Consider the following 12,647-nt stretch of genomic DNA (forward strand, 5'->3'; position numbering starts at 1 on the left):
CGGTCTGGGGCGGCGGGCAGCAGTCCGCCTCGGCCAGGGGGACTGCCCCGGTGGGAGCGCCATGGCGGGCGGGCCGCCTGCGGTGGTAGATGGCGGCGGCCGCCACGGCGAGGACGACCGCGAGCGCGGTGACGGCGATGGCGGTGGTGTGGCCCTGGATCCAGGCGGTCGCAGCCGCGGACCAGGTGGCGAGGCCGCCGCCGGGGGTGGCGGTGGCGGGGCCGCCGGGGTACCAGTACCAGGCCAGGTAGGCGCCGGTGAGGACGAGGACGGCGGCGGTGATGCGGGTGCCGTGCCGGGCCAGGGCTGTGATCTTGCGGGTGAGGGCGGCGCCCGCAGCGGCGGTGGTGATGGCGATGAGCAGCAGGATGGCGGCTGATCCGGCGGCGTAGGCGGCGAAGACCGCGAGGAGTCCGGCGAGGCTGGCGGTGGCCTGGGCCTGGGCGATGACCGCGAGCAGCACGCCGAAGGTGCAGGACAGGGAGGCGGCGGCGCGCCGAAGGCGGCCATGCGCCGGGCGGTCGGCGGGCCTGCCGACCGGCTGGTGCCGGTGGTCAGGTGCAGGCGCAGGCGCAGGCGCAGGCGCAGGCTGAGTGTGCGGCCGGTGAGCATGACGGCGCCGAGGAGCAGCAGGATGATGCCGGTGGCCAGGCCGAGCCAGGGGGCGGCGCTGATCAGGGCGCGGGCTCCGGCGCTGACGATGCGCCCGGCGGATGCGAGGGTGCCGGCGAAGCCGAGGGTGAGGGCGGCGCCGGAGCGCAGGGCGCGGGTGAGACATACCGGCAGCGGGGAGGTGTCGGCTTCGCCGAGGGTGGCGGTGATCCAGGCGGGCAGCAGGGCGAAGCCGCACGGATGGAGCTCGCCTTGGTGTCGCTGCCGCACGCGGACAGGGTGAGTGCGGCGGTGGCGGCCGCGGCCAGAGGCAGGGCGGTACGGCTGCGAGCGCCCTCCACTGGGGATTGAGGATCTCGGCGAAAGACAGGATCGGTGCTGGTGGCCACGGTGAACGGGCGGCTGACCGTGCTCACTGGCTGGCTGAACTGGCCCGCCCTCCTGCTCCCAACCGCAGACACGGTTGTCATGACGGTGCTCACCCTCGTCTCCCTGTGGAGAGCCAGGCCCACATTCATTCCGCGGAACGCCGACGAGGCGGTTTGACCGGGGGTGGCAGTGGTGACCCAGAAGTCCCAGCCGCCGTCGCCGAGGGTGGTTGTCGCTGGCGTCGGGTCCCTGTGCGGATCGCAGCGACTGCCAGCACGGCGGCGGCCAGCGCGATCCCGGCGTTGACCTGGAAGCCGAGGGCAATGCCGTCGGTGAACGCCCCTGGATCGACACCGGAGTCGGCCAGGTCGCCTGGCCATTGGGCCGCCACGATGGCGCCCATGATTGCGATCCCCAGCGACAGTCCCACCATCCGCGAGGCGTTCAGGGTGCCGCTCGCGACACCGGTGCGTTCCGGCGGAACGTCGCCCATCGCGGCCGTGGTGATCGGCGTAGTGGTCAGCCCGATACCCACGCCGGTGATCAGGAGACCGGGGAGCAGTTGCCACGCGCGCCATCCCGCGTCGATTCCGGCCAGCACGAGAAGCCCGACGGCCGTCAGCGCCATTCCACCGGCGATGAAGGTGCGGGCGCCGACGCGGGAGACCAGCCACCCGGTCACGGGTGCCACCACGGCAATGAGGAGGGTCAGCGGCAGCAGCGCGAGCCCTGCCCGCACCGGCGAGAATCCGCTCGCGAACTGCAGGTACAGGGAGAGGAAGAAGAACAGGCTGCACATGACGGCCAGGCTCACAAGGCCGAGGATGTTGCCGGCCAGGAAGTTGGGCAGCCGGAGCAGCGCCCGGTCCAGCAGGGGCTGGGCGGTGCGGCGTTCGATCACGGCGAAGAGCGTGAAACCGATCACGGCGGCGCCCAGTACGGCCCACAGCGTCGGCGATGTCCACCCGTAGGTGTTGGCTTGGGTGAGGCCGAAGACGACCGCCGAGAGGCCGACGGCCGAGGCGGCCCCGCCGGCAATGTCCATCCGCCCGTGGCGGGGTGGCAGTTGGGGCCTCGGGAGCACGGTACGGGCGGTGATCAGCATTGCGGCGCCGAGCGGGATGTTGAGGATGAAGATCGACCGCCAGCCGAAGGCGTCGGTGAGGACTGAGCCCAGCAGAGGGCCGATGGCCAGCGCGGTGGCGCCGACGCCGGACCACACGCCCAGAGCCATTCCTTGGCGCGGTCCGGTGAATGAGGTGCACAGCAGGGCGAGCGCGGCCGGTCCCATCAGCGCGGCCCCGGCGCCCTGCCCGGCACGCATGCCGATCAGTGCGCCGCCGGTCGGCGCCAGGCCGGAGGCCAGCGAGAAGGCCACGAACGCCGCCAGCCCGGCGAGGAATACCGGTCGCGCGCCGAGCCGGTCGGCGAGCATGCCGCCCCACAGGGTGAGCACCGCGAAGGAGAGGGTGTAGATGTTGACCACCCACTCCAGCCCCGCCAGGCCAAGACCAAGATCACGCCCGAGCGAAGGCAGCGCGATGGCCGCTGCGGTGTCGTCGAGCAGCACCAGGAACCACGCGAGACAAACGGTCCCCAGCAACCACCACGCATGCGCAGCTGCCGCCGTACCGGCCGGGCCGGCAGGGACACCGGCCTCAGGCTCTGCTCCGACGCTCACGCGGTGGGGCGTGGCGTCGCGGCCGGTCGGCGAGCGGGGCCGTTCACCATCGTCTCCTCCGTTCGCCCCGACCAGGGCAGCGCTTATGACCCGGCGCCAGCGCATGCCGATCCGCTCTCGATGTACGCCGCACGCTGCACGTCCATGCCGATCACGGTCCACTCCGCCGGCTCGGCTTCACTGGTTCTCCGTGTATCGGTCCGGATCTGCGGTGAAACGCGCCTTGCAGGCGTCGCTGCAGAACAGGTAGGTCCGCCCCTGGTAGCTGATACGGGGCGTGGTGGGGGATTCCTCAACCATCATGCCGCAGACGGGGTCGGTGGCCTTCGTCGCCATGGTCTCCTCCTGTATTGCTGGTTGTCATCAGACTGGTGTGCGCCGTTCGGCGTAGCGGGCAGGCTGTCCACGGCCCTGCGATGTCGGAGGTCAGGCGGCGCGGCGGCCGGTGTCGGGCCCGGCGCTCTCGCCGGTGACGGGGGCTGCCGGGGCGCTGGGGGGCTGGTCGGCGGGCGACGGTGGCGCGCCGGGCAGGTGGAGGCGTATCAATGCGAGGGCGTTGACGGCGACGATGATGCTGGACCCGGACATGGACAGCGCGGCGATCTCCGGGCGCAGCACCAGACCGAAGGCGGGCTCAAAGACGCCTGCGGCAATGGGCAGGGCGATGGCGTTGTAGCCGATGGCCCACCCGAGGTTCTGCCGCATCTTGCGCAGGGTGCCGCGCCCGATGCGCAGCGCGGTGGGCACATCCAGGGGGTCGGAGCGCATCAGGACGAGGTCGGCGGTCTCGATGGCCACGTCCGTGCCGGCGCCGATGGCGATGCCGAGGTCGGCCTGGGCGAGGGCCGGGGCGTCGTTGACGCCGTCGCCGACCATGGCGACCTTACGGCCACCCCGCTGCAGCTCGGCCACCGTGGCCGCTTTGTCCCCGGGCAGGACCTCGGCGATGACGGTGTCAATGCCCAAACGATCTGCGATCCGCTCTGCGGTGGCCTGGTTGTCGCCGGTGAGCATGACCACCTCGACGCCGAGGGCGTGCAGTTCGGCCACGGCGGCGGCCGAGGTCTCCCGGGGCGCGTCGGCAATGCCGATCAGACCCGCCGCCCGGCCGTCAACGGCGGCGATGACAACGGTGCGGCCGGTGGCGGCCAACTTCTCCCGCTGGGCGGCCAGTTGGCCAAGGTAGACGCCTTCGCGCATCGCCAGTCGGCGGTTTCCGACCGCTACCCGGTGTCCGTCGACAACGGCGGTCGCACCGTGGCCGGGAACGTTCTCGAAGTGCCGGGCACTCACCGCGTCCACAGCCCGACTGTCGGCGTACCGCACGACGGCTTCGGCCAGCGGGTGCTCCGACTCGCGCTCCACCGCCGCGACCAGACGCAGCAGTTCGCCCTCATCCCATGCCGGGAAGGCGATCAGGTCGGTCACCTCCGGTTCGCCCTTGGTCAGGGTGCCGGTCTTGTCCATGACCACGGTCTGGACCCCGGCCGATGCCTCCAGAGCGACCGCGTTCTTGAACAGCACCCCGCGCCGGGCCCCCAGCCCCGTGCCGACCATGATCGCCGTGGGGGTGGCCAGTCCCAGGGCGTCCGGGCAGGTAATGACGACGACCGTGATGGCAAACAGCATCGCGGTGCCCAGCGAGCGGTCGGTCGCCAGCAGCCAGACCGCCAGCGTCGCGGCGCCGCCGATCAGGGCGACGAAGACCAGCCAGAACGCGGCCCGGTCAGCGAGCCGTTGCCCCGGAGCCTTGGAGTTCTGCGCTTCCTGGACGAGCTTGACGATCTGCGCCAGCGCCGTGTCCGAGCCGACCTTGGTAGCGCGCACCCGCAACGTGCCGTTGGCGTTGATGGTCGCGCCGACGACCTGCGAGCCGGGGGCCTTATGCACCGGAAGGCTCTCCCCGGTGACCATCGACTCGTCGACCTCGCTCTCACCCTCCTCCACGATCCCGTCGACGGCGATCTTGGCTCCGGGCCGCACCAGCAGCAGATCGCCGACCAGCACCTCGGCGGTGGGCACCTCCACCAGCTCCCCGTCGCGTACGACGAGGGCCTTGGGCGGAGCGAGGTCGAGCAGGGTGCGGATGGCGTCGTTGGCGCCGCCCCGGGCGCGCATCTCGAACCAGTGGCCGAGCAGCACGAACGAGGCCAGCACGGTGGCCGCCTCGTAGAAGACGTCACCGCCCCCGGTGAGCGTGATGATCAGGGAGTACAGCCAGCCGGAGCCGACGGCGACCGCGACCAGCACCATCATGTCCAGGGTGCGGGCGCGCAGGGCCCGTACGGCGCCGTCGAAGAAGATCGAGCACGCGTAGAAGATCACCGGCAGGCTCAGCAGCAGCGCCCAGACATCCTGGCGCAGCCCGAAGGGAACGGGGACGTCCAGGCCGAAGACGTCCTCGCCGATCGGCGACCAGATGACGATGGGGATCGAGAACAACAGCGCCACCAGGAAGCGGTTGCGCATGTCGGCCACCATCGCTGCCATCGACATGGCCTCGCGCCCGCCGTGCCCCATCAGCTCGTGCGGCGTCGGCATCCCCTCGGCCTCGGCGGGAGCCTCGGGTGCCGCGTGCTCGACGTGCTCGACGTGCTCTGTGGGCGCGGTCGGAGCGGCCACCGGCGCGGCATGGCCCTCATGAGCCGCGTGCCGGTTCTCCGTCTCAGCGACGAGGGGATCGGGTTCGGCCATCGGATCGCAGACATGGGACGGTACCGACTGGCCCGCGCAGTGGTAGCCGCATTCCTCCACCCAGCGGCGCAGCTCGGCCAGCGACGTACGCCGCGGATCGAAGACCACGGTCGCCGACTGCGCGACCGGGTTGGCCTCAACCTGAAATACGCCAGGGCGCCGCCCCAACACGGTCGCGACGGTGCTCTGCTGCGACGCCCACGCCAGGCCGCGCACATCCAGAACCGCAGTACTGCGCTCCTTGCCAGGTCCCTCGTGCCCAGACGTGCCGTGATCGTGATGGTCCGCGTGATGAGGCACGGTCACCCCTCCTTCGACGGGTGAGACCGGGACAGCCGGCGGGCGGAGCGCCGGTGGTGAGAGCCTGCGGCCGATTGTCCCCCGGCCGCACGCCTGGGCAACAGCCGGAGCCGGGGCGGGGCGGTGAGCGCGGCCAGGATCCGGGCCGCCTGGACGACCGACGCGGCCAGCATCAGGGAGCTGCCCAGGACGAGGATTCCGGTGGCGGGCCCGGGAGCGGACTGCAGCCCGTAGTACAGCCTGCCCGTGGCGAGGATCGCTGTGGCGGTGAGCGCCCAAAACCAGCGCCGTGCACGCTTGACGTCGGTGGCGGCCATCAGTGCCCCTTCGGGTTGGCGATCCAAACCTGGACGGTGATGGCGACAAGAGCGAGCAGCAACACGACAGCAGCGCCGAGGGCGAGCTTGCGCTCGCGCCATCGCCGCTTCGGGCTCCGGTCGAGGAACGGCACCAGGAAGATCAGCCCGAACACGCCCGCGATGACGTACGCGATCGACGCGACGCCGAACCACTCCTCCATCGGGAAGAACCACCAGAACATCCACAGGGGGCGAGTGACCTCGATCCCCTCGACCGGTGTCGGGCCGACGACGGGCGGCACCAGCACGCCGAGGACGGACAGCACACCTAGCAGGACCAGGCCGAAGGCTGCCACCCGCTTCAGGTGCGCGGTGAAGGGCTCGGGCGTCTCCACCTCGGGCACCGGGATCTCGGGATGGGTTGAGATCTTGTGCCGCTTGACCAGCAGCGCGTGCCACACGAACAGCAGCAGGACCAGGCCGGGGATGATCACCACGTGCGCGCTGTACAGGCGCAGCAGAATCGGTACCCGGTCGGTCAGCTCGGAGGTGAACCAGATCCCGGCGCCGCCGAGCAGTTCGGCCACGTCCAGATTGTGGATCAGCGCCTCGTACCCCTCCTGGTCCCATTTCAGTACGGTGCCGGTGAACACGGCCAGGAACGTGAGCAGGAACATCGCCGCGCCCACGACCCAGTTGCCCTCACGCGGCTTCTTGTACGAGGCGTGGAAGAACACCCGCAGCAGGTGCAGCAGGGCGAAGACGAACATCGCCTGCGCCGCCCAGTAGTGCAAGGCGCGGGCGAAGCCGCCGAGCCAGACGTCGGTCACCAGGTCGCGCACCGACTCGTTGGCGTCCTCCGGGATGGGTGTGTAGAACTGCGTGATGTAGATCCCGGTGACCAGGAGGATCACGAACGCCACCGCGGTGATGCCGCCCAGGCTCCAGCCCAGGTTGTTGGCGTGCTCGGGCACTGGATAGGTCAGCGCCTTGATGCCCATGCGCTCATCGATGGCGTCGACCGCGCGGTGGAGCCGGCCGCGGTGAGCCGGTCCGGCACTCTTGCCGCCGCTCGGCGATGTCTGGTCGGCTGTCATGGCCTCTTGCCCTTCTGCCGGGCGGCTTGGCGCTCGAGCTCACGGATCCTGTGCGGGGGACGCAGCCTGTGCGAGAGCCACAGCCCGCTGATGACAGCGGCGAGGGCCAGGCCGAGCAGGACCGCGTCCCCGGCGTCGGCGATGCCGCGCGCGGGCCGGAACTCGTCCAGCACCGCGCTCGTGCCGGTCTCGGTTCCCGTCGCGAACCGGCCGCTCTGCGGGGAGGAGGGCAGCTTCCCGCCGAGCGCGTCCAGCAGTAGGACGCGCGCCCGTGGGAAGGCAGTCTCGTCCGGCCCCGGACCCTCCACGACTTCGAGGGCCTGACGGACGAGACCAAGGTCGACGCCCTCCTTGTCCGGGGCCTCCAGGGCGTCTTCGATACGTTCGCCCACCCGCTCCTCGCCTGCGTCGTTGGCGATCAGGGCGATGGCCTGCTCGACGAGCACCGGCGCTTCCCGGCTCTCTTCCTCATCCGCCCGGGCCTGCCCAGGGAACACTGGGATGAGGACCAGGACGAGCACCGTGACGACCAGCGCCACGGCACTCCGGAGGGCGAGGCGGCCGTACCGCCTCGACCGCGGGCTTCTTCTCCGGGCGGGCGGGTCCTCACCCATGAGTGCCTCCCTTCCGCGGCTGCCTGACCAGCGCCGCTGTCTCCCTAGAGACTGGTGGGTACCGGGAGGGATCCCGCTCCGTGACCCGCCGAGACCCTGAGGTCATCACTCCTCCGCGCACCGACGGCGACGTGCGACGGCCCGCCGGTCCCATCAGGCAGCAACACGTATGCGCCCCGGTCAGTAGTGGGCCATGCCGTCACGCGGGGACGACGAGTGCTTCCGCGGGCTACTCGGGAATGCGGAGGACTTCCGGACGATGGATGCTGGTCGGGCAAGGAGCAGGGAGGCTGGCCATGCCCCCAGGGCGTGCCCCTGCCACATCGGGTCGATGCGGGAAGCCTGTCCGCCATGCCGACGTCGTGCCCCACGGAGGTACCGGCCATGGAAGCAGTCGTCACCGCGGGCCTCGACGGGGCCCCGGAGAGCCGATCCGCTGCGCGCTGGGCGGCAGATGAGGCGGTGCGGCGCGGGCTGTCGCTGCGGCTGGTCCATGCGTGGGTCCCGCTCGCGCCCACGGCGGCGGACATCCCGGCCAAGGACACGCAACACCACTGGGCCCAGCGCCTCCTGCGCGATACGGAGAGAGAACTGCGCGAGCTCCACCCAAGTCTGCCCATCACTACGGACCTGGTCTCGGAGGAAACCACCGACGCACTGCTCACTGCCGGGGAAGCCTGCGCGATACTGGTGCTCGGCTCACGAGGCATCGGCCCGGTCGCGGGCTTCTTCCTCGGCGACATCGGCCTGCACGTGGTGGCACGAGCCGACCGTCCCGTCGTTCTGGTCCGCGCCGGCGAGCAGCAGAACGATCAGGCATCCCGTGCTGAAGCCACCAGCGTGGTTGTGGGCCTGAGCCTGCGCCGGCGATGTGAGGAGGTGCTGGAGTTCGCCTTCGCTGCCGCAGCCCGGCGCGGCACCGTACTCCGTGCCGTCCACTGCAGGAGTCTGCCGGTCCCGGCCTCCGCGTTGTGGTACCCGAGCCCCGAGGCCGCCGAAGCCGTCGCGCGTGCGGTGGGCCAGGAACTGCGCACAGTCCTGCGCCCATGGCAGGAGAAGTTCCCCGGAGTGCGGGTCATCGATGAAGTCATGTTCGACAGCGCCGCACGGGCCATGGCGACCGTGGCGTCAGGATCCGCCCTCCTGGTCGTGGGCCGTCGGCGGGACCGCCCCGCCCTTGCACCGGACATCGGTCCAGTAGCCCACGCCGCCATTCACCACGCCATATGCCCGGTCGCTGTCGTCGCTCACGACTGATCCGGTGAATCCGTGCCGTTCACGGGCCGCACCCGCGCCAGCCGTGTCCTCATCAGGACGGACACAGCCGGTCAGTGGCCGACGGAACCGGCGCAAACACCAATAAACCACCACAGGGAATGGGGCATCCGCCGCCCTGCCCAGCGTGACCAGGGCGGTGGGGGTCAGTCTTCGCGCCAGCCGAGTTTGATCAGCATGTTCTTGGCCTCCTCGGCGACCTCGGCGTCGGCGACCACGTCGTAACGGGCGGCCACGATCTGGCTGCGGGAGGAGAAGTCGCGGTGGCCACCGCTGAGGGCATGACCGGCGAACCCGAAGACCGCGCCGAAAACGGCGCCGTAGGCCAGCCCGCTCAGCATCAGCACCAGAACGTGGTGGTTGCCGGCGGCGAACACCGACAGCAGCAGCCCGATCAGCAAGCCGAACCAGGCGCCGGTGCCTGCCCCCGCCAGGGCGGCCCGGCCGCGGGTGAGACGGCCGAGAACGGTCTCGACCGTGCGCAGGTCGGAACCGATGATCGCGGTGCGTTCCACCGGGAATCCGTTGTCGGACAGGAAGTCGACGGCGCGTTGGGCGCCGTTGTAGGTCGGGTACGAGCCGACAACCGGACGGTCGACCTGCGCAGTGGGCGGGTGCTGGGTCATCGAAGGACTCCCTTCGTCATCAAGCAGACTGCGCCCGTGCCACCTCTCGTGCAACGCGCACTGGCGTGGGTGAGCGCATGTGGGGCGGAAGAGCAGGGCGGTGTTGAGCTTCTGCAGAACGCGGGCCCGAACAGGCTGCTGGCCGCCGAGCAGGAACCTCGGCCACAGCGGTACTGGTCGGCTTCGTCGAGCCTGCTCCCGGGGTGCGGGCCCGGTGCAGGGCCCGACCGGCCCCGCGTGGGGACCGCTGGTCCCTACCCCGGTGGGTGTCGCGGGGCGAGGATGGCCGGGAACACCAGGGATCGCGGTTGCGGCCCGGACCACCGGGCCGGAGCCTGAAGGTGTCCGCCGAGTGGCCTGGCTGATTCCTCACCCCCGTCGAGAGGAGGCGGCCGTAATGAGCAGCATCGCTCACCGCATAGCCGCCCTGTTCCGGATCAAGGCGAACAAGGCCCTGGACAAGGCCGAGGACCCCCGCGAGGTCCTGGACTACTCCTACGAGCAGCAGCTCCAGATGTTGCAGAAGGTGCGGCGCGGCGTGGCCGATGTGGCCACCAGCCGCAAACGCGTCGACCTGCAGATCAGCCAGCTGCAGCAATCCGGCGGCAAGCTGGAGGGACAGGCCCAGCAGGCACTCGCCGCCGGGCGCGAGGACCTCGCCCGCGAAGCCCTGACCCGGCGCACCGCCGTGGCCTCCCAGATCACCGACCTGCAGACCCAGCAGGCGTCGCTGCAGGACCAGGAGGAAAAACTCACCCTCGCCACGCAGCGCCTGCAGGCGAAGGTCGACAGCTTCCGCACCCGCAAGGAGACCATCAAGGCCACCTACACCGCGGCCGAGGCACAGACCCGTATCACCGAGGCCGTCACCGGCATCGGTGAGGAGATGGGCGATGTGGGTCTGGCCATGCAGCGGGCCCAGGACAAAACCGAGCAGCTGCAGGCCCGCGCCGGAGCGCTGGACGAACTGATCGCCTCCGGCGCGCTGGAGGACGCCACCCTGCCGGCCGGCCGTGACGACATCCAGGCCGAACTCGAACGCGTCACCGCAGGCAGCGACGTGGACAAGGAACTGGCCATGATGAAGGCGCAGCTCCCGGCGGCTTCCACCCCGCCGGCCGTGGAGAGCGGCGGGACCAGGCAGTCACCGCCGGACCAGGAGGCAACATCATGATCATGCGGATTCTCGGCGAGGGCCAGTACGAGATCACCGACGAGCACCTGGACCGGCTCAACGAGCTGGACGCAGCGCTGCAGTCGGCCGCCGACGCGGACGACGAGCCCGCGTTCACCGCCGCCCTGTCAGCCCTGCTGGACGCCGTACGCAGCCTCGGCACACCCCTGCCGGACGAAAGGATCACACCGTCCGACCTGGTGCTGCCCGATGCGGACACCAGCCTCACGCAGGTGCGCGAACTGCTCTCCGACGAGGGCCTGATCCCGGGGTGATGACGATGCGCAGCCGCTTCGAGCCCGACCGGCAGCTGACCGCCCGCATGGCGGTCACGATGTTCCTGCTCGGGCTGGTGTACGTGGCGTTCATCGCCGCGCTGATCGTGCTGCTCAAGTCCGTCGTCCTGGTGGTCGTGATCGCCGCCGCCCTGCTGGTCGCGCAGTTCTGGTTCTCCGACCGGATCGCCCTGTACGCCATGCACGGCCGCCTCGTCAGTCGCGAGGAACAGCCCGAGCTGCACGGGGTCATCGACCGGCTGTGCGCCACCGCGGACATGCCGAAACCCAGGGTGGCGATCTCCGAGATGGACCTGCCGAACGCGTTCGCCACCGGCCGCAACGCCGACCACGCCGTCGTCTGCGTGACCACCGGGCTGCTGCGCCGTCTGAAGACCGATGAACTCGAAGGCGTCCTCGCGCACGAGCTCTCCCATGTCGCACACCGCGACGTCGCGGTGATCACCATCGCCTCGTTCCTGGGCGTGATCGCCGGACTCATCGTCCGCTTCGCCTTCTACTCCCAGCTGTTCGGCGGACGCAACCGCGACCAGAACACCGCCGCCCTGCTCGCCATCGTCATGGCGGTCTCCGCCCTCGTCTACGCCCTCAGCTTCCTGCTCATCCGGGCCCTGTCCCGCTACCGCGAACTGGCCGCCGACCGCGCCGCGGCCATGCTCACCGGGAAACCCTCCGTACTGGCCTCGGCGCTGACCAAAGTCAGCGGCGACATCGCCCGCATCCCCACCCAGGACCTGCGCACCGCCCAGGCGTTCAACGCGTTCTTCTTCACCCCCGCCCTCGGGCCCGGCACGGCGGTAGCCAACATGTTCTCCACCCACCCCAGCCTGGAACGCCGTCTGGAGGCGCTCGCGGCCATCTCAGTGGAGCTGGGTGAGGCGGCATGACCACCCACCACCGCCCCGGCCGCCCGCCCCGGCGTATCCCGCCCGAGCCGGGCCCGGGCAGAAGGAGCTGACGGCCCCGTGGGTTTCCTGGACGTCCTGTTCGGCCGGACCAAGCCGGTCAAGCCCGACCTGGACCAGCTCTTCGGCCTGCCCTCGGCCGCCATCACCCTCCAGGCCGCGAGCGGCTTCACCCCGACCGGAGCGGGCTCGGTGTGCTTCGCCGCCATCGAGGGCGGGGCATTCGCCCAAGTCCAGCAAGACGTACGGGCCCTCCTGGACGCGGACTCCCAACGGGCCGGAATGCCGGTGGAGTTCAGCCGTGACACCTACGGCTACTCATGGCTGCTCTCCCGTCGCGACCCCGGCGACCTGCCCGCCCTCGTGAGCGACCTGCACGCGGTGAACACCGCCCTGCAGGACAGCGGCTTCGGCCCGCAACTCCTGTGCTCCCTGGTCACGTTCCACGACGCCGAGCTGCGCCCGCTTGCGCTGGTCTACCTCTACAAGCGCGGCACCTTCTACCCGTTCGCTCCGCTGCCCGGCCAGAAACGCGACAACCCGCTGGAACTCCAGGTCAAGGCGACGATCAAGGACGACCTGCGCGTCGAGGAGGACCTGACCCGCTGGTTCCCGCTCTGGGGCGCCCCCGGCCTGTGAACCTGCGGCCACCCTTCTGACGGGTGCGCCTGGGCCGCGCTGCGGCCCTCTCCAGCCAACGCGACC

12 protein-coding genes and 1 pseudogene are annotated in these 12,647 nt (G+C 70.7%); 5 read left to right on the forward strand and 8 right to left on the reverse strand.

Annotation, left to right across the window (positions count from 1 at the left end; all coding sequences use genetic code 11):
- The 7 genes and pseudogenes from O3Q52_RS11060 to O3Q52_RS11090 form a co-directional block, all read right to left on the reverse strand.
- Window positions 1-463: pseudogene (locus O3Q52_RS11060) on the reverse strand (cytochrome c biogenesis protein CcdA); the annotation flags it as partial.
- A 663-nt stretch (window positions 464-1,126) separates the two neighbouring features.
- Window positions 1,127-2,662, reverse strand: a complete 1,536-nt coding sequence (locus O3Q52_RS11065; protein ID WP_269648613.1) for an MFS transporter — start codon at window positions 2,660-2,662, stop codon at window positions 1,127-1,129.
- A gap of 177 nt (window positions 2,663-2,839) precedes the next feature.
- A complete protein-coding gene (locus tag O3Q52_RS11070; protein ID WP_269648614.1) occupies window positions 2,840-2,998 on the reverse strand; it encodes a YHS domain-containing protein in 159 nt (52 codons plus the stop codon).
- Window positions 2,999-3,088: 90 nt separating this feature from the next.
- Entirely contained in the window at window positions 3,089-5,656 is a 2,568-nt protein-coding gene (locus tag O3Q52_RS11075; protein WP_269648615.1) for a cation-translocating P-type ATPase, read from the reverse strand.
- A gap of 2 nt (window positions 5,657-5,658) precedes the next feature.
- Window positions 5,659-5,973 carry a hypothetical protein gene (locus tag O3Q52_RS11080; protein WP_269648616.1) on the reverse strand — a complete coding sequence of 105 codons (315 nt, stop codon included), beginning with the start codon at window positions 5,971-5,973 and terminating at the stop codon, window positions 5,659-5,661.
- Window positions 5,973-7,052 carry a cytochrome b N-terminal domain-containing protein gene (locus O3Q52_RS11085; protein ID WP_269648617.1) on the reverse strand — a complete coding sequence of 360 codons (1,080 nt, stop codon included), beginning with the start codon at window positions 7,050-7,052 and terminating at the stop codon, window positions 5,973-5,975. The genes O3Q52_RS11080 and O3Q52_RS11085 overlap by 1 nt, the downstream gene beginning before the upstream one ends.
- Window positions 7,049-7,666 carry a hypothetical protein gene (locus O3Q52_RS11090; protein WP_269648618.1) on the reverse strand — a complete coding sequence of 206 codons (618 nt, stop codon included), beginning with the start codon at window positions 7,664-7,666 and terminating at the stop codon, window positions 7,049-7,051. Before O3Q52_RS11090 ends, O3Q52_RS11085 begins: the two co-directional genes overlap by 4 nt.
- A gap of 384 nt (window positions 7,667-8,050) precedes the next feature.
- Between O3Q52_RS11090 and O3Q52_RS11095 the strand changes: the two genes are divergently transcribed.
- Window positions 8,051-8,923 (forward strand): universal stress protein, encoded by an 873-nt coding sequence (locus O3Q52_RS11095; protein WP_269648619.1) that lies wholly within the window; start codon window positions 8,051-8,053, stop codon window positions 8,921-8,923.
- 164 nt (window positions 8,924-9,087) lie between these two features.
- Here the strand turns inward: O3Q52_RS11095 and O3Q52_RS11100 are convergent, their stop codons facing one another.
- Window positions 9,088-9,567: a general stress protein gene (locus O3Q52_RS11100; protein WP_269648620.1), complete on the reverse strand. Its 480-nt coding sequence runs from the start codon at window positions 9,565-9,567 to the stop codon at window positions 9,088-9,090.
- A gap of 397 nt (window positions 9,568-9,964) precedes the next feature.
- On the opposite strand from O3Q52_RS11100, the gene O3Q52_RS11105 reads away from it, so the two are divergent.
- From O3Q52_RS11105 to O3Q52_RS11120, 4 genes are all read left to right on the forward strand, one after another.
- The gene (locus O3Q52_RS11105) at window positions 9,965-10,741 is read left to right on the forward strand and encodes a PspA/IM30 family protein (RefSeq protein ID WP_269648621.1); all 777 of its coding nucleotides are present in this window, start codon (window positions 9,965-9,967) and stop codon (window positions 10,739-10,741) included.
- Entirely contained in the window at window positions 10,738-11,016 is a 279-nt protein-coding gene (locus O3Q52_RS11110; RefSeq protein WP_269648622.1) for a hypothetical protein, read from the forward strand. The genes O3Q52_RS11105 and O3Q52_RS11110 overlap by 4 nt, the downstream gene beginning before the upstream one ends.
- Window positions 11,017-11,021: 5 nt before the next feature.
- Window positions 11,022-11,924, forward strand: a complete 903-nt coding sequence (gene htpX / locus O3Q52_RS11115) for a zinc metalloprotease HtpX (protein WP_269648643.1) — start codon at window positions 11,022-11,024, stop codon at window positions 11,922-11,924.
- A 78-nt stretch (window positions 11,925-12,002) separates the two neighbouring features.
- Window positions 12,003-12,581 (forward strand): hypothetical protein, encoded by a 579-nt coding sequence (locus O3Q52_RS11120; RefSeq protein ID WP_269648623.1) that lies wholly within the window; start codon window positions 12,003-12,005, stop codon window positions 12,579-12,581.
- The last annotated feature ends 66 nt before the right edge of the window (window positions 12,582-12,647 follow it).

Origin of the sequence: Streptomyces sp. ActVer, from assembly GCF_027270795.1 — a bacterium.
GTDB classification, from domain to species: Bacteria; Actinomycetota; Actinomycetes; order Streptomycetales; family Streptomycetaceae; genus Streptomyces; species Streptomyces umbrinus_A.

What these genes read in the sequence shown, in the direction of transcription:
- O3Q52_RS11085 (WP_269648617.1), bottom strand. Translation starts at nt 7,052, where the DNA reads ATGACAGCCGACCAGACATCGCCGAGCGGCGGCAAGAGTGCCGGACCG.
- htpX (WP_269648643.1), top strand. Translation starts at nt 11,022, where the DNA reads ATGCGCAGCCGCTTCGAGCCCGACCGGCAGCTGACCGCCCGCATGGCG.
- O3Q52_RS11070 (WP_269648614.1), bottom strand. Translation starts at nt 2,998, where the DNA reads ATGGCGACGAAGGCCACCGACCCCGTCTGCGGCATGATGGTTGAGGAA.
- O3Q52_RS11105 (WP_269648621.1), top strand. Translation starts at nt 9,965, where the DNA reads ATGAGCAGCATCGCTCACCGCATAGCCGCCCTGTTCCGGATCAAGGCG.
- O3Q52_RS11095 (WP_269648619.1), top strand. Translation starts at nt 8,051, where the DNA reads ATGGAAGCAGTCGTCACCGCGGGCCTCGACGGGGCCCCGGAGAGCCGA.
- O3Q52_RS11080 (WP_269648616.1), bottom strand. Translation starts at nt 5,973, where the DNA reads ATGGCCGCCACCGACGTCAAGCGTGCACGGCGCTGGTTTTGGGCGCTC.
- O3Q52_RS11110 (WP_269648622.1), top strand. Translation starts at nt 10,738, where the DNA reads ATGATCATGCGGATTCTCGGCGAGGGCCAGTACGAGATCACCGACGAG.
- O3Q52_RS11090 (WP_269648618.1), bottom strand. Translation starts at nt 7,666, where the DNA reads ATGGGTGAGGACCCGCCCGCCCGGAGAAGAAGCCCGCGGTCGAGGCGG.
- O3Q52_RS11100 (WP_269648620.1), bottom strand. Translation starts at nt 9,567, where the DNA reads ATGACCCAGCACCCGCCCACTGCGCAGGTCGACCGTCCGGTTGTCGGC.